This window comes from Bradyrhizobium sp. BWC-3-1 (assembly GCF_032917965.1).
GTDB classification, from domain to species: Bacteria; Pseudomonadota; Alphaproteobacteria; order Rhizobiales; family Xanthobacteraceae; genus Bradyrhizobium; species Bradyrhizobium canariense_D.
The window spans coordinates 7,366,183-7,382,279 of the sequence record NZ_CP136625.1 but is presented as its reverse complement, the minus strand read 5'-3'; the positions used below and the strand labels follow the sequence as shown (position 1 = coordinate 7,382,279).

At 64.7% G+C, this 16,097-nt stretch carries 16 protein-coding genes; 10 read left to right on the top strand and 6 right to left on the bottom strand.

Going from position 1 to position 16,097, the window contains the following annotated elements; translation table 11 throughout:
* Nucleotides 1-16 precede the first annotated feature (16 nt).
* From RX329_RS35510 to RX329_RS35495, 4 genes are all read left to right on the top strand, one after another.
* Entirely contained in the window at nt 17-487 is a 471-nt protein-coding gene (locus RX329_RS35510) for a chemotaxis protein CheW (RefSeq protein ID WP_085409211.1), read from the top strand.
* Between the two features lie 71 nt (nt 488-558).
* Nucleotides 559-924: a PleD family two-component system response regulator gene (locus RX329_RS35505; RefSeq protein WP_007600538.1), complete on the top strand. Its 366-nt coding sequence runs from the start codon at nt 559-561 to the stop codon at nt 922-924.
* A gap of 75 nt (nt 925-999) precedes the next feature.
* Complete coding sequence (locus tag RX329_RS35500) at nt 1,000-2,202, top strand: chemotaxis response regulator protein-glutamate methylesterase (protein ID WP_085357853.1); 1,203 nt, start codon at nt 1,000-1,002, stop codon at nt 2,200-2,202.
* Complete coding sequence (locus RX329_RS35495) at nt 2,199-3,071, top strand: CheR family methyltransferase (RefSeq protein ID WP_085357855.1); 873 nt, start codon at nt 2,199-2,201, stop codon at nt 3,069-3,071. The genes RX329_RS35500 and RX329_RS35495 overlap by 4 nt, the downstream gene beginning before the upstream one ends.
* A 173-nt stretch (nt 3,072-3,244) precedes the next feature.
* Here the strand turns inward: RX329_RS35495 and RX329_RS35490 are convergent, their stop codons facing one another.
* The 4 genes from RX329_RS35490 to ctrA all read right to left on the bottom strand — a co-directional run bounded on the left by RX329_RS35490 (nt 3,245) and on the right by ctrA (nt 6,073).
* Complete coding sequence (locus RX329_RS35490; RefSeq protein WP_085357857.1) at nt 3,245-4,405, bottom strand: glutathionylspermidine synthase family protein; 1,161 nt, start codon at nt 4,403-4,405, stop codon at nt 3,245-3,247.
* Between the two features lie 3 nt (nt 4,406-4,408).
* Entirely contained in the window at nt 4,409-4,795 is a 387-nt protein-coding gene (locus tag RX329_RS35485; RefSeq protein ID WP_018455721.1) for a hypothetical protein, read from the bottom strand.
* A 1-nt stretch (nt 4,796) separates the two neighbouring features.
* The gene (locus RX329_RS35480; protein ID WP_018455720.1) at nt 4,797-5,201 is read right to left on the bottom strand and encodes a DUF350 domain-containing protein; all 405 of its coding nucleotides are present in this window, start codon (nt 5,199-5,201) and stop codon (nt 4,797-4,799) included.
* A 170-nt stretch (nt 5,202-5,371) separates the two neighbouring features.
* Nucleotides 5,372-6,073 (bottom strand): response regulator transcription factor CtrA, encoded by a 702-nt coding sequence (gene ctrA, locus RX329_RS35475; RefSeq protein WP_007600544.1) that lies wholly within the window; start codon nt 6,071-6,073, stop codon nt 5,372-5,374.
* A gap of 415 nt (nt 6,074-6,488) precedes the next feature.
* Here ctrA and fliI point away from each other — a divergent pair, with 415 nt between their 5' ends.
* The 6 genes from fliI to RX329_RS35445 all read left to right on the top strand — a co-directional run bounded on the left by fliI (nt 6,489) and on the right by RX329_RS35445 (nt 12,859).
* Nucleotides 6,489-7,814, top strand: coding sequence for a flagellar protein export ATPase FliI (gene fliI, locus RX329_RS35470; protein WP_018455719.1), 1,326 nt, complete (start codon nt 6,489-6,491; stop codon nt 7,812-7,814).
* Between the two features lie 121 nt (nt 7,815-7,935).
* Nucleotides 7,936-8,355 carry a flagellar export protein FliJ gene (gene fliJ, locus RX329_RS35465; RefSeq protein ID WP_007606301.1) on the top strand — a complete coding sequence of 140 codons (420 nt, stop codon included), beginning with the start codon at nt 7,936-7,938 and terminating at the stop codon, nt 8,353-8,355.
* A 178-nt stretch (nt 8,356-8,533) separates the two neighbouring features.
* Nucleotides 8,534-9,079: a sigma-70 family RNA polymerase sigma factor gene (locus RX329_RS35460; protein ID WP_018455718.1), complete on the top strand. Its 546-nt coding sequence runs from the start codon at nt 8,534-8,536 to the stop codon at nt 9,077-9,079.
* A gap of 51 nt (nt 9,080-9,130) precedes the next feature.
* Nucleotides 9,131-10,186, top strand: a complete 1,056-nt coding sequence (locus tag RX329_RS35455) for an anti-sigma factor domain-containing protein (RefSeq protein WP_085357859.1) — start codon at nt 9,131-9,133, stop codon at nt 10,184-10,186.
* A 351-nt stretch (nt 10,187-10,537) separates the two neighbouring features.
* The gene (locus RX329_RS35450; RefSeq protein WP_085357861.1) at nt 10,538-11,497 is read left to right on the top strand and encodes a helix-turn-helix transcriptional regulator; all 960 of its coding nucleotides are present in this window, start codon (nt 10,538-10,540) and stop codon (nt 11,495-11,497) included.
* A 141-nt stretch (nt 11,498-11,638) separates the two neighbouring features.
* Nucleotides 11,639-12,859: an NAD(P)/FAD-dependent oxidoreductase gene (locus tag RX329_RS35445; protein ID WP_085357862.1), complete on the top strand. Its 1,221-nt coding sequence runs from the start codon at nt 11,639-11,641 to the stop codon at nt 12,857-12,859.
* Between the two features lie 299 nt (nt 12,860-13,158).
* Here RX329_RS35445 and RX329_RS35440 read toward each other — a convergent pair whose 3' ends face one another.
* Nucleotides 13,159-13,359 carry a hypothetical protein gene (locus tag RX329_RS35440; RefSeq protein ID WP_018455714.1) on the bottom strand — a complete coding sequence of 67 codons (201 nt, stop codon included), beginning with the start codon at nt 13,357-13,359 and terminating at the stop codon, nt 13,159-13,161.
* Between the two features lie 294 nt (nt 13,360-13,653).
* Nucleotides 13,654-15,795 (bottom strand): flagellar biosynthesis protein FlhA, encoded by a 2,142-nt coding sequence (flhA, locus tag RX329_RS35435; protein WP_085383680.1) that lies wholly within the window; start codon nt 15,793-15,795, stop codon nt 13,654-13,656.
* Nucleotides 15,796-16,097 lie beyond the last annotated feature (302 nt).

The following is a 16,097-nucleotide window of genomic DNA, read 5'->3' as shown; positions in this document are numbered from 1 at the left end:
ATCAGGAGATACGCACATGACCAAGAAGACCCAGTCCGGCGAAGGCGCCATGGTCGAATACGTCACCGCGATGATCGGCGGCCAGCTGTTCGGCCTGCCGATCTCCCGCGTCCAGGACGTGTTCATGCCCGAGCGCGTCACCCGCGTGCCGCTGTCCTCGCGCGAGATTGCGGGCGTGCTGAACCTGCGCGGCCGCATCGTCACCGTGGTCGACATGCGCGCCCGGCTCGGCCTGCCCAAGCCCGAGGACGGCAAGATCCCGATGGCGGTCGGCGTCGACCTGCGCGGTGAATCCTATGGTCTGCTGATCGACCAGATCGGCGAAGTGCTGCGGCTCGCCGAGGACGGCATGGAAGAAAACCCCGTCAATCTCGACCCCCGCATGGCCAAGCTCGCCGGCGGTGTCCACCGTCTCGACGGCCAGCTCATGGTCGTCCTCGACGTCGATCGCGTCCTCGAGCTCGCGCCCGATATGATGGCGGCCTGATACGCCGGCACATCCGCCGACGCACCTGCAATTGGAAGTGCCCCCGCAAAAGGGGGGAAGCAGAGGTTCACATGCGAACTTGTCTCGTCGTTGATGATTCCAGCGTCATCCGCAAGGTTGCGCGCCGGATCCTGGAGGGCCTCGACTTCCAGATCCTCGAAGCCGAGGACGGTGAGAAGGCGCTGGAGGCCTGCAAGCGCGGCTTGCCCGATGCGGTGCTGCTGGACTGGAACATGCCGGTGATGGACGGCTATGAGTTCCTCGGCCATCTCCGGCGCATGCCCGGCGGCGACCAGCCCAAGGTGGTGTTCTGCACCACCGAGAACGACGTCGCGCATATCGCGCGCGCGCTGCACGCTGGCGCCAACGAGTACATCATGAAGCCCTTCGACAAGGACATCGTGACGGCGAAATTCCAGGAAGTCGGCCTTATCTGAGCGACCGCCCTGGAGGCTGAACGGCTCCTTCGGCGTTTGTTTTCAACTGACCGTTTCAGTCTGAGTTGGTGAGTAATGAGTGTTGCGTTCGCAGGTAATTCGACCCCGGGCTCGTCGCGGGAAGCCGGACCGTTGCGGGTGATGGTCGTCGATGACTCCGTCGTCATCCGCGGTCTGATCTCGCGCTGGATCGGCGCCGAGCACGACATGGAGGTCGCGGCCTCGCTGCGCACCGGGCTCGAGGCGGTCAACCAGATCGAACGCATCAATCCCGATGTTGCCGTGCTCGATATCGAAATGCCCGAGCTCGACGGCATCTCGGCGCTGCCGCAACTCCTGGCGAAGAAGCGCGATCTCGTCATCATCATGGCCTCGACGCTGACCCGCCGCAACGCGGAGATCAGCTTCAAGGCGTTGTCGCTCGGCGCCGCCGACTACATTCCGAAGCCGGAATCGACGCGCGAGGCTTCGGCTGCGGACATCTTTCATCACGACCTGATCCAGAAAATCCGCCACCTCGGCGCACGGCTGCGCCGCAAGGCCGCGGTTGCGAGCCCGCCGCTCGCGCCCGCAAGCCCGGCTCCGGCGACACGTGGGCCGGTTGTCGCGCGGCCTGCCGCGTCCGCGGCCGCTCCGGCCGTCCATGCGCCGTCGTCGTCCTCGCCGCTATCCACGCGTCCGTTCTCGACCCAAGCCCCGAGGGTGCTGCTGATCGGCTCATCGACCGGCGGTCCTCAGGCCCTGATGGCGCTCGTCGCCGAGCTTGGCCCCGTGATCGACCGCGTCCCGGTGCTGATTACCCAACACATGCCGCCTACCTTCACCACCATTCTCGCCGAGCATCTGGCACGCACGAGCCGGAAGCCGGCGGCGGAGGCGGTCGACGGCGAGCCGGTGAAGCCGGGCCGCATCTATCTTGCGCCGGGCGGCAAGCACATGCGCGTCGTGCGTAGCGGCGCCGACGTGGCGATCGCGCTCGACGACGGTCCCGCCGTCAATTTCTGCAAGCCCGCGGTCGATCCGCTGTTCACGTCCGCCATCGACATCTGGCATGGCGCCATCCTGTCCGTGATCCTGACGGGCATGGGCTCGGACGGCATGCGCGGCGGCAAGGACATCGTCGCCGCCGGCGGCAGCGTGATCGCGCAGGACGAAGCCTCCAGCGTGGTCTGGGGCATGCCGGGCGCAGCCGCCAATGCCGGCATCTGCGCGGCGATCCTGCCGCTCAACCAGATCGGCGCCAGGGTCAATCGCCTGTTTGCGGGAGACCGTTCGTGACGCCTGTTGACTACGACTATCTACGCAAGTTCCTGAAAGAGCGCTCCGGCCTCGATCTCTCGCCGGACAAGCAGTATCTGGTCGAGAGCCGGCTGCTGCCGCTGGCCCGCAAGGCGAGCCTCGCCGGGATTCCCGATCTCGTGCTGAAGATCAGGAATGGCGACGGACGGCTTGCGAGCGATGTGGTCGAAGCGATGACCACCAACGAGACTTTCTTCTACCGCGACAAGATCCCGTTCGATCACTTGCGCGAAACGATTCTGCCGGGACTGCTTCGAGCGCGCGCGGCGCGCAAGTCGCTGCGCATCTGGTCGGCGGCGTCGTCGACGGGACAGGAGCCGTATTCGATTGCGATGTGCGTGAAGGAGATGGGCGCAGCCTTCGCCGGCTGGCGCATCGAGATCGTGGCCACCGATCTGTCGCAGGAGGTACTGGAGAAATCCAAGGCCGGCGTTTACAGCCAGTTCGAGGTGCAGCGCGGCCTGCCGATCCAGCACCTGATGAAATACTTCACGCAAGCGGGCGAAGTCTGGCAGCTCAATGCCGACATTCGCGCGATGGTGCAGTTCCGCCAGCTCAATCTGTTGCAGGACTTCTCCCATCTCGGCACGTTCGACGTGATCTTCTGCCGCAATGTGCTGATCTATTTCGACCAGGACACCAAGGCCGTGATCTTCGAGCGCATGGCGAAGGTTTTGGAAGCCGACGGCACGCTGCTGTTGGGCGCCGCCGAATCCGTCGTCGGAATTACCGACGCGTTCCGCCCGATCGCCGATCGTCGTGGCCTCTATCAGCTCAATCCGACGCGCTCCGGGCGCCCGATGGGTGGATTGATGCCGCCGTCATTGAAGGTAGCAGCGGCGCGGTGAGATGCGTTCTTCCCCTCTCCCCTTGCGGAAGAGGGTGGCTCGCCGCGTAGCGGCGAGACGGGTGAGGGGTTCTATCCGCGAGCCCACCGACACTTGAACTCGCGGATAGAACCCCTCATCCGGCGCTTCGCGCCACCTTCTCCCACAAGGGGAGAAGGAATGAAGAGCGCACCTCACAAGATCGCATGCGGCAGAAACCGCGAGCCGTTGCCGGTGATCGGGCTTTCGTCCTCGCGGATCGACAGGCCGCAGGGTTCGTGATCCACCAGCCAGCTTCCGATCACGGGATAGAAGCCGGAAAAATTCGGCAGCGGCGCGAGCGCCTGCCGCACGAATCCTTCGGCGCCGTAGGGGCCTGCCTGCTCGTCGAGCGGCATTCCACCAGACACCAGCGTGACATTGGCCCCTTCGCGCGACAGCAGCGGCTTGCGCACATAGGAGCTACCGAGCTCGGCTGCCCGCGGATCGTCCTCGAAGAACGCCGGTAGCAGATTGGGATGGTTCGGAAACATCTCCCATAGCAGCGGCAGGATGCCCTTGTTGGAGAGCACCGCCTTCCACGGCGGTTCGATCCAGCGTGTCTGTGCATCCTTGAGCTTTGCGCCAAAGGCGTCATGGAACATCCATTCCCAGGGATAGAGCTTGAAGGCGAGCGTGATGTCGCGGTCGTCGAGATCGACGAAGCCGCCGGTATCATTGCGCCAGCCGATCGCCTCGATGTCGAATAGCGTGGTCGTCAGTCCCGCCTGGCGCGCGGTATCTTCGAGATAAGCGAGCGTGCCGGCGTCCTCCTCATTGCCCGTGGTGCCGGTGAGATGGACGTGGCGGGTAGCGGCAATCTGCTTCCAGGCTTCGATCAATCGTTCGTGGATGGAGTTGAACTGGTCGGCCCGCGACGGGATGATGCGCCGTTCGATCGCCTGTTCGAGCCAGGTCCATTGAAAGACCGCGGCTTCGAAAATCGAGGTCGGCGTATCCGCGTTGTATTCGAGCAGCTTTGCCGGTCCCTTGCCGTCGAATTTCAGATCGAGCCGGCCATAGAGGCTGCGGTCGTCTCGTGCCCAGCTCTCGGCGATCAGGCTCCAGAACGCCTCCGGTATCTTCAAGCGCTGCAGATGGCGCTCGTCGCCGATCACGCGGCCGGCGAGCTCCAGGCACATCGCGTCGATCTCGCCGGTCGGCGCCTCGATGCCACGCTCGATCTCGTCGAGCGTGAAGGCGTAATAAGCGCGCTCGTCCCAATAGCGCTCACCGTCGATGGTGTGGAAGGCGAAGCCGCATTGTTCGGCGGTCTGCCGCCAGTCGTCGCGCTCGGGGCAGACGATGCGTTGCATGGGTCAGCCGCCGCCGGAGAAGCCATGGCCAAACGAGCCGAAGCCGCCGCGGCTCACGCCGCCGGAGCCTGAATCGGACGACGTTCCGGACGAGGAATGGCTCGAGGAGTCGCTGCTGAAGAAACTCGATCGCGACGAACTGCCGCCGCCGCTGGAGGAGCTGCGGCTGCTGCTGCACGAGGTGCTCGCTTGCACCGCCGGGTCCATGCCGGCAGGGGAGGGCTCGCAATTCTGCCGCGGCATCAGTGTGTAGGCGGTGGTGCCGACCGCGATCGTGCCCATCACCAGCAGCGCGACATGGCCGGAGCGCTTCACCGGCTGTTGTGCAGGCGGCGGTCCGGCCGCCGGCCGGCGCTTGCCGAACTCCTTTTTGGAGCGCTTGTCGGTCATGTCAGTAGATCATGCAGGCGGCGTTGAGCAGGCCTGCGGCGAGCGAGGACAGCCCGAGCCAGATGGCAGCTGCAAGTTCGCCGGCGGCAATCCGCGCCGACAGGTTCGGCACCGGCACTCTCACCAGGAAGAACACGACGATCTGGACGATCAGCGCGATCATCGCCCAGATCAGGCAGTCCAGCACATTGGCCGAATGCGCGATCGCGCTGACAAGCGGCGCCACGAAGCCGAGCAGGCTGAGGCCGAGTGCGATCGCCGCAGCCGGATCGTTGTCGCGGATCAGCTGGAATTCGTTATGCGTCGTGATGCGGGTGTAGACGAACAGGTACGCCACGATCGCGATCAGCCCGGTGCAGAAATAGACCAGGAAGGCGGGCAGGCCGGCCAGTGATTGCAGGATCATCGTTCCCCCATCGTGCAGCGACCATTCGTCGGCGGGGGAAGGATAGCGGTTCAACGGCGCAAGGACGATGAGGCCCCGTTCGCGTCCCCAAAAAACAAAACCCCGCCATTTGCGGCGGGGTCCAGGCTGGGAGGAGCAAGCCCCGAAGGGCTCGCGGGTAAAACCCAGGATCAGGCGGGGATGCGCTCTTCGACCTCGTGCGGCTCGCGCAGCACGTAGCCGCGGCCCCACACGGTCTCGATGAAGTTGCGGCCTTCGGAGGCATTGGCGAGCTTCTTGCGGAGCTTGCAGATGAAGACGTCGATGATCTTCAGCTCGGGCTCGTCCATGCCGCCATAGAGGTGGTTGAGGAACATTTCCTTGGTGAGGGTCGTGCCCTTGCGGAGCGAGAGCAGCTCCAGCATCTGGTATTCCTTGCCGGTCAGATGCACGCGCTGACCGCCGACTTCCACGGTCTTGGTGTCGAGGTTGACGACGAGGTCGCCGGTCTGGATCACCGACTGGGCATGGCCCTTGGAGCGGCGCACGATCGCGTGGATGCGGGCAACCAGCTCGTCCTTGTGGAAGGGCTTGGTCATGTAGTCGTCGGCGCCGACGCCGAGACCCTTGACCTTGTCCTCGATGCCGGCGAGGCCGGAGAGGATCAGAATGGGTGTCTTGATCTTGGAGACCCGAAGCTGCTTGAGCACGTCGTAGCCGGACATGTCGGGCAGGTTGAGGTCGAGAAGGATAATGTCGTAATCGTATAATTTACCGAGATCGACGCCTTCTTCCCCCAAATCGGTCGTGTAGACGTTGAAGCTCTCAGACTTCAACATCAGCTCGATCGACTGCGCGACGGCGCTGTCATCTTCAATCAGCAAAACGCGCATGCCAGTTCCCCATAGTCGCCGCTCCTGGGCGTCAGGTCGGCCGCATTCGCGGCACACAACAAAACGCCTTTGAACAACTGATTCGGATCCTGACAACAGATGGTTAACAAATTCTGATTCTGGAACGCAAGCCCTGTAGATGCAATTTTCGTCGAATCGCCCTAAGGTCTTGTGTGCGAAGCAGCTTTCGTTATCCGGTTGCGTTCAAGTTCCACTTTAAGAGACGGGCCTAACCGACTCCCGCGACTCAGCCTTCTTCTGAAGGGGAGCCACGCTCAGTCACAAAGACAGTGACGCAATGATTAACGATGCGGGTAAACACGAAGTTAAGCGCCGTTCAGAAATATGGCGAAACTTAAGGTTCTCGCCACGAAACCCCGGATTATGAAGGCGATCACCTCATGAAGGCCCTCTTGTGAAGGCTCTTGCCGAACAGATCGGCGACATTGACGGCATCAATATTTATGGCCGTGTGGTCGGCGTGCGCGGCCTGATGGTCGAGGTCGCCGGTCCGATCCATGCGATGTCGGTCGGCGCGCGGCTCGTGATCGAGACCGGCGGCAACCGTTCCATCCCCTGCGAGGTGATCGGCTTCTCCGGCAACAACGCCGTCGTGATGCCGTTCGCCGGTCTGGACGGCGTACGGCGCGGCTGCAAGGCCGTCATCGCCAATGCCGCAAATCAGGTGCGGCCTTGCGCGGCCTGGCTCGGCCGCGTCGTCAATGCGCTGGGGGAGCCGATCGACGGCAAGGGGCCGCTGCCGCAGGGCCCGGCGCCGATGCCGTACCGCAATTCGCCGCCGCCGGCGCACTCGCGCAAGCGCGTCGGCGCGCCGCTCGATCTCGGCGTGCGCGCGATGAACACCTTTCTGACCTGTTGCCGCGGCCAGCGCATGGGCATCTTCGCAGGCTCCGGCGTCGGCAAGTCGGTGCTGCTGTCGATGCTTGCGCGCAACGTCGATGCCGCCGTCAGCGTCATCGGGCTGATCGGCGAACGCGGCCGCGAGGTGCAGGAATTCTTGCAGGACGACCTTGGCGAGGAGGGCCTGGCCCGTTCCGTGGTCGTGGTCGCGACCTCCGACGAGCCGGCGCTGATGCGCCGCCAGGCCGCCTATCTGACGCTTGCGGTCGCCGAGTATTTTCGCGACGAGGAGCAGGACGTCCTCTGCCTGATGGATTCGGTGACGCGCTTTGCCATGGCCCAGCGCGAGATCGGCCTGTCCGCTGGCGAGCCGCCGACCGCCAAGGGCTACACGCCGACCGTGTTCACCGAGCTGCCGAAGCTTCTGGAGCGCGCCGGTCCGGGCCTCGGGGAGGGCGCCATCACCGCGATCTTCACGGTGCTGGTCGATGGCGATGACCATAACGAGCCGATTGCGGATGCCGTCCGCGGCATCCTCGACGGACACATCGTGATGCAGCGCTCGATCGCCGAGCGCGGCCGCTACCCCGCCATCAACATCCTCAAATCCATCTCCCGCACCATGCCGAAATCGGCCGACCCGCAGTTCTGGCCGACCATCCAGAAGGCGCGGGCGGTGATGGCGACCTATGCCGACATGGAAGAATTGATCCGTCTGGGCGCCTACCGCGCCGGCTCCAGCCCCGAGGTCGACGAGGCGATCCGCCTGCACGAGCCGCTGGAGGCCTTCCTGCGCCAGCGCAAGGATGAAAATGCATCGCTGGCGGACGGCTACCGCCAGTTGGCGCAAATCCTTGGTGATTTGGAAACGGAACGCTAACTTTGTCCCGTCATCATCCCATCCCACAGAGTAGTAGAGCCGGTCTTGGCCCCCGTCGGGCCTGTGGGGAGACCGGTGTTGTCCCACGTGCAGCCAAGGGACTTCTGGGGAGTACGAGTCGATGAAGTCACGTGATACACTCATCCGCCTGAAGAAATTTCAGGTCGACGAGAAGCGCCGCCGGGTCACCCAGATCGAGACCATGATCGCCGACTTCCAGCGGATGTCGACCGATCTTGAACGCGAGATCTCGACCGAGCAGGAGCGCGCCGGGATCAACGATCCCTCGCACTTCGCCTATCCGACCTACGCCAAGGCTGCCATCCAGCGTCGCGAGAACCTGACCCGCTCGGCCGACGAGCTGAAGGGCCAGCTCGACGAAGCCAAGGCTGCGCTGGCCGAAGCCTTCGAGGAGCTGAAGAAGGTCGAGCTCCTTGACGAGCGCGATCAGGCCCGCGAACGCGCCGAGGAAAACGCCCGCGAGCAGGCCGATCTCGACAGCATCGGCCTGATGCGTGCCCGCATGGGCGCCGTCGCCTGAGACGCTAGCCGCCAGACCTGCGAGAATTTGCAGAACCCGGACCCCAAGGTCCGGGTTTTCGCATGCCCTGTCCACAGTGTGGCGCCGCGCCCCCTTGGTGGTCGGCTTTTTCGCGCGCTATGGTGGCGGAGTGCCAGCGCCTGCGCGGAATGCGACGGGCCGCGCATTGGGGGGCTGAATGCTGACGCCAGCAGAGCTGGTCGGGCTGATTGGGGCGATGGCGCAGGGCGATCAGGCCGCGTTCGAGCGCCTCTACGTCGCCACGCGCGCGAAACTCTATGGCGTCGTGCTCCGTATCTTGCGCCGACAGGATCTCGCAGAGGAGGTCATTCAGGAGACCTACGTCAAGATCTGGAACAGCGCCGGCCAGTTCAATCCCGCTCTCGCGTCGCCGATCACATGGATGGCGTCGATCGCGCGCAACCGCGCCATCGACATCGTGCGCAAGAAGACGGAAGTCTCCATCGAGGAAGAGCCCCAGGCGATGGAAGTCGCAAGCGACAGCCCCGATCCGCTGGCGCGGAGGGAGATGACCGAGGAATTGAAGCGGCTGCTGGAATGTATCGGCCGGCTCGAGCCGGACCGTCAGAGGCTCGTGCTTCTCGCCTATTACAACGGCTGGAGCCGCGAGCAATTGGCGGAGAAATTCGCGGCGCCCGTCAACACGGTGAAGACGTGGCTTCGGCGCAGCATGATGGATATTCGCGAATGTCTCGGGCTATGAGATTCGGGCTACGGGAGCTCATACGGTGAGGGTGGGTCTGGACCGCAAGTGATGGCCTATACGGAGGACCATATCGCGCTCGCCGCGGAATATGCGCTCGGCACGCTCGACGCCGGCGAGCGCGCGCAGGTCGAGACCATGATGGCGGTGGACAAGGCGTTCGCCGATGTCGTGCAGGCGTGGGCATTCCGGCTCGGCGTCCTCAACCAGATGGTCGGCTCGATCGAGCCGCGGCCGATCGTGTGGGAGAACATCAGGTCCGAGCTCGCGCGGACAGGCTTTGCGCAGGATCCGCCAGCACTGCCGGACGCAGCGCCGCCGCCACCTGTGCCGGAATATTCCTCGCCCGACACCGTGCCTCCGCAGGTGCCGTCGGAGAATATGCAGCAACCGCCGCCGCCTCCCGAAGCGGAGCAGCCTGCCCCGGCGCGACTTGAGACCGATGCGATTCCCGACGTCGTGCCGCTATTCATGCCGCAGGTCCACGCGCCGGACCCGGAGGTCGCGCGTGCGCCACCGCCGCCGGTTGCCGACAACAGCAACGTGATCCGGCTCGAGGGCCGCGTGAAGCGCTGGCGCACCATCGCATCCGCCGTCGGCGCGCTCGCGGCCGCGCTGCTCGTGACGCTGTCGCTTCAGATCTTCCTGCCCGACGCGCTGCCGGGCGGCTTGCGACCGGCACCGCGCATCCAGACCGTCGAGGTGAAGACACCGGCGCCGCTCCCGGCGTCGTCGCAATATGTCGCCCTGTTGCAGGGCCAGGGCGGAGGTCCCGCCTTCATCCTCACCATCGACGGCGCGACCAAGAACTTTACGGTGCGTAAAGTGGGCGCGACACCGGAGCCCGGCAAGAGTTTCGAGCTCTGGCTGATCTCCGACAAGCTGCCGCGTCCGCGTTCGCTCGGCGTGATCGGCGCCGGCGATTTCACCGCACGACCGGTGCTCGGCTCGTACGATGCCGACGTTGTCAACGGCGCGACCTACGCCGTCACGCTCGAGCAGGCGGGTGGTTCGCCCAACGGCCAGCCGACCTCGGCGCCGGTGTTTTCCGGCAAGCTGATCGAAACCGTGCCATCGTCACAGCCACAGGCGCCCGCGAAGAAGTAGGTTTCTATTGTCGTCCTGGCGAAAGCCAGGACCCATTGCCCCAAGAGCTTGTTGCAAGAGTGAGCGATGGCAACACGGGTGAGCAACCACTCAATCCCCGAGGTAATGGGTCCTGGATCGGCGCTCGCTCTGCTCGCTTGTCCAGGACGACCCGGGGGGCATTGGACGCTTCAACATGTGGTGGCAATGCCTGATCGGTTCTGTCGCCACGGTCCGTCCCGCCGTCGTCTTCCGACAAATTCCGCCGAATCCGCCCCCGATTTGAACCTCTCCGCGTTTCGCGGCGTCAAATGCCCGGAATTTGCAGTCGGCGCCCCCCAATCATGGTGCCGGAGAGGGGCGAGAAATCAGATGGATGCAGCGAAAACGTCGGGCATCTTCATTCACCAATATGCGGGGCTGCCACACGGTCCGGCCTTCGAACATTGGCGCGAGCGGATTTTCGGGGCCTGTGGCCTGGATATTGGGCCGAGCCGGGGCGACAGCATCGATTGCCGGCTCCAGGTCAGCGTGGTCGACAATATCGCGCTCGCCATTCCCGAAGGCGCCTCCGCACAATATTCACGTACCCAGAGCCACCTTGCCGACGGTAGCGACGATCTCGTCCTGATCGCCGCGCATGCGGGCCTCGTCCGCGTCGGGCAGAACGGCCATGCCGTGGAGCTTGCGCCCGCGCAAATGGTGCTCGTCGACATGGGCATCACCGGCACCGTCGGCCACACCGAGGAAGATCGCTTCACCACCATCCGCATGCCGCGCCGCGCGCTGCTCGAGATCAATCCGCGCGCCGAGGACAAGCTGTCGCAAGTGCTCTCGGACGGCGCGCTCGCCGAGACGATCTTGCGCTACCACTCCCTTGCCGCCCATCATGCGCCGCATCTCGATGCCGTCGGCCAGCGCCTCACCGCGCAGCACATGGTCGATCTCGTCGGCCTGCTGCTCGGCACCGACGCCGAACATGCAAGTCTCGCGCGCGGGCGAGGTCATGCGGCGGCCCGTCTCGATCTCATGCGCGCCGACGTGATGGCTGCGCTTGGCCGCAACGATCTCTGCCTGTCCGAGATTGCTACGCGCTCCGGCCTGAGCCCGCGTCAGGCACAGCGCCTGTTCGAGCAGGCCGGAACGACCTTCACCGAATTCGTGCTGGAACAGCGCCTGCTGCAGGCGCGCAAGCTGCTCAGCGATCCCCGCGCCAGGACCCGCAAGATCAGCGACATCGCGCACTCGTCTGGCTTCTCCGATCTGTCCTATTTCAACCGCGCCTTCCGCAAGCGCTTTGCCGCGACGCCGTCGGAACTGCGCGAGGCCTGAGCCGACCGAGAATTTGTGCGGCGCGCCGGTACCACCGCAGTTGGTCCATCCGGCAGGATGAGCTATATTTGTCTGCGCGGTCAGACAGCTTGATCGTTCGTCGTTTCGTCGTCGCTCTTTTGGGAAATGCAGTCAACGGACATGGCGCGTATCGTCGTGCTCGGCGCCGGGTTTGCAGGTCTGTGGGCGGCCATCGGTGCCGCACGCAAGCGCGAGGAGATCGGTGCGGCCGGCCGTGACATCGAGATCCGTGTCATCGATCGCAATCCCTACCACAACATCCGCGTCCGCAATTACGAGGCCGATCTCAGCGAGGTCGCGCTTCCGCTGCCGCAGCTGCTTGATCCGATCGGCGTCAGTCACGGGGTCGGCGAGGTCGAAGCCATCGATCCGGCACGGCGGGAGATTTCTCTGGTCACGGGAGGCGGCGACGAGACGCTGGCTTATGACCGGCTGGTGCTGGCGCTCGGTAGCGAAGTGATGCGTCCCGACATTCCCGGCCTTGCCGAGCATGCTTTCGACGTCGACACTTATGCAGCGGCGCTCCACCTCGAGGATCATCTCACCTCGCTTGGACGCAGCGTGCCCGCGCTGGGGCGCTCGACGATCGTCGTGGTCGGCGCCGGCTTCACCGGTATCGAGGTCGCGGCCGAGATGCCCGACAGGCTGGCGCGCGCCGGCATCACCGGCAGCCGCCGCATCATCCTGGTCGATCCCAATCCGGCGGTGGGCGCCACGATCGGCGCGCATGCGCGTCCCGTCATCGCGACGGCGTTGGCCTCGCTTGACGTCGAGACGCGGCTCGGCGTGCGCGTCGTCTCCGTCGAGGCCGCCGGACTGCGTCTGAGCTCGGGCGAGTTCATTCCGACGCGGACGGTGATCTGGTGTGCCGGGATGCGCGCGAGCCCCTTGGCCGCAAGCTTTCCGGACGCACGCGATCGCCTCGGGCGTCTTCTGGTCGATCCCATGATGCGGGTTGCGGATGCCGGCGGCGTGTTCGCGGCCGGCGACGTCGCCTCGAGCGTGGTCGACGGCTTGCATCCGACCGTGATGTCCTGCCAGTTCGCGCGTCCGATGGGCCGCTTCGCCGGCCACAATGTGGTCGCCGATCTCGCGGGCCTGCCGATGCTGCCGCTGCGGATAGACTGGTACGTGACCGTGCTCGATCTCGGCGGCTGGGGCGCACTCTATACGGAAGGGTGGGACCGCGAAGTCCGCGCCACCGGCGCGGCCGCGAAGGCAACCAAGCAGACGATCAACCGCAAGCGCATCTATCCGCCGTTGTCGGGCAGCAAGGACGAGCTATTCGCTGCGGCAGTCCCAACCGTGCAGGCGCCGCCGCCGACGTATGGGGCGCGGTAGTATCCGTGCCTGTTGCGGGATGACGGCGGTACGTTTTCCATCGTCATTGCGAGCGTAACGAAGCAATCCAGAATGTCTCTGCGGAGGGATTCTGGATTGCTTCGTCGCAAGAGCTCCTCGCAATGACGCAGCTGCACGCGCGTGCGCTCACGGTGACGACAAACCCCAGACATGAGAAAGCGCCCGTGGGGGGCGGGCGCTTTCTGTAGTCGACTTGGGGTTGGGGTCGTCTACATATCCACGTGGCGACTTTGGGGGGCTGATAAAGAGCCGCGTGAATTCCTGAAACTCAAATCTCCTTAGCGAACGAGGGAAACGTTCGAGCTGGTGATAGCGATCGGCTTGCCCGCCTTCATGACGCGAGCGGTCTGGGTCAGGCCTTCATCTGAACTCGTACGCGCGGTGATCCCGAGACCCGCCACCGTGATGCCGGCAACGAGCGCGACAACCACGATCTTGAGGTGGGTCGAGCGATCTGCGCTGTAAATCGAGTGGTTCATGGAAGGCTCCTGCCGCCATCTACCCGAAGTAGTCGCCTGCGTGCTTGGGCAGGTTCATGCTTCCGGTGCCCAACAACCTAGTACTGGGGGGATTCGTTCCCAAGAGGCGATCACAAGGGCGTGACAGGACGTGAGAAGCCGCGATCAGAAACGACCCTTGATCGTGCAATTTAGCAATTATTTCAAAGCTGTAATGTGTCTGCCAAGCGCCTTGCCCGCCGTCGATCGGCAAGGCGCCAAAACCTGAAAAACCATTTGCCTGTGGCCAAAAAACACACGGCTTCTTAAGGCAAATCAGATGCTTCCGACCGTTTTCAACCTCGCCCTCGGGTGGATTTCAGCCTGCGACAGCACGGTCGTCTGGGCCCGGAACCGCTCGACCAGGGAACGCACGAAGGGACGAATTGCCGCAGAGGTGACCAGCACCGGGGCCTCGCCTTCACGCGCCGCGCGCTCGAAGGCGTCGCGCACGCCGGTCATGAACTCCGACAGCTTCGAGGGCTGCATCGCGAGGCTGCGCTCCTCGCCCTGGCCGATAATGGATTCGGCGAAGGCTTGTTCCCAACGGGCCGACAGCGCGATCAGCGGCAGGTAGCCGCTGTAAGAGGTGTTCTGCGCACAGATCTGCCGCGCCAGGCGGGCGCGGACGTGCTCGACCATGGTGGCCGGATTGCGCGAGAAGGCGAGCGAGTCGGCGATGCCTTCGAGGATGGTCGAGAGGTCGCGGATCGAGATGCGCTCGGCGAGCAGCAGCTGCAGCACGCGCTGGATGCCGGAGACGGTGACCTGTCCGGGCACGATGTCCTTGACCAGCTCGCCCTGCTCCTTCGGCAGCTCCTTGAGCAGCTTCTGCACCTCGCCATAGGAGAGCAGGTCCGACATGTTGGCCTTGAGCAGCTCGGTGAGGTGGGTCGAGAGCACGGTCGCGGCGTCGACGACGGTATAGCCCTTGAGCGAGGCCTCCTCCTTGAGGCTGGCATCGACCCAGGTCGCGGGCAGGCCGAAGGTCGGCTCGGTGGTGTGGATGCCGGGCACCTGCACCTGGCTGCCGCCGGGGTCCATGACCATGAACTGGTTCGGCCAGATCTTGCCGGTGCCGGCGTCGACCTCCTTGATCTTGATGATGTAGGTGTTGGCTTCGAGCTGGACGTTGTCGAGGATGCGCACGGCGGGCATCACAAAACCCATCTCGATCGCGAGCGAGCGGCGCAGCGCCTTGATCTGCTCGGTGAGGCGATCGGTGCCGTCGGGGCCGTTGACCAGCGGCAGCAGGGCATAGCCGAGCTCGATCTTGAGATCGTCGATCTTCAACGCCGCGGAGATCGGCTCCTCCGCCGCAGCGGAGCCGGCTGCGCCCGGCGTTCCCGGCGCAGGTGCGGTCTTCGCGACTTCCTCAGCCCTGGCAGTCGCCCGGTTGCGGTTGCGGGCGTGCCAGGCGAGCGCACCGGCGCCGGAGCCGAGCGCCAGGAAGGGAAGGGTCGGGATGCCCGGCAGGGCCGCCAGCACCAGCATGACCGCCGCGGACATCGCGAGCGCCTGCGGATATCCGGAGAACTGCTTCATCAACGCCTTGTCGGCGGCGCCGGACACGCCGGCCTTGGAGACGAGCAGGCCGGCCGCGGTCGAAACGATCAGCGCCGGCACCTGGGTGACGAGGCCGTCACCGACGGTCAGCAGCGTGTAGCTGCGGCCGGCATCGGCAAAGGACAGACCCTGCTGCGCCACGCCGATGATCATGCCGCCGACGACGTTGATGAAGACGATCAGGAGGCCGGCGATGGCATCGCCGCGGACGAATTTGGAGGCACCGTCCATGGCGCCGAAGAAGCCGCTCTCGTCCTCCAAATCCTTGCGCCGCTGCTTGGCGACCGTCTCGTCGATCAGGCCGGCGGAGAGGTCGGCGTCGATCGCCATCTGCTTGCCGGGCATGGCGTCGAGGTGGAAGCGTGCCGCGACTTCGGCGATACGGCCCGAACCCTTGGTGATGACGACGAAGTTGACGATGATCAGGATGGCGAAGACGATGATGCCGATGACGAAATTGCCGCCCATCACGAAGCTGCCGAAGGCTTCGATGACGTGACCGGCGGCATCCGTGCCCTCGTGCCCGTGCGACAGGATCAGGCGGGTCGAGGCCATGTTGAGCGACAGCCGCAGCATGGTCGAGATCAGCAGAACGGTCGGAAAAGCGGAGAATTCCAGCGGCGCCTGGATGAACAGCGACGTCATCAGGATCAGGATCGAGAGTGTGATCGAAATCGCCAGGAACAGGTCCAGCACGATCGCAGGCAGCGGAAGGATCAGCACCACCAGGATGGTGAGAACGCCGAGCGCGAGCGCGATATCGCCGCGCTTGAGGATGTTGCCGACTTCGGCAAGGGTCGGGAAACCGGCGTTCGTGCTGCCTACGCCCTGTCCTGCGGTGACGTCGACCATGGTAGCTGCCCCTCCGCGCGACTGCCGTCCGCGCGCCCCAAATGTCTGCGCGGCGGCCGAGGGGCCGCCGTTCCGAAAGTGAGGCACCGCACTGGCGTCCACGGGAGCTCCCGTTCTACGCGGCTGACGACACTCGACTCCACTGGGCAATTCTTGCCGGGTGTATGGTTAGCAAAGGGTTAATAAAGGGTGCGGCATGGGGGCTGACCGGGGTATTTCGGCCATCTGGCAGGCAAGCAGTCGTCATGCCCGGCTTGTCCCGCCGAAGGCGTGGATGGCCGGGACGAGCCCGGCCATGACTT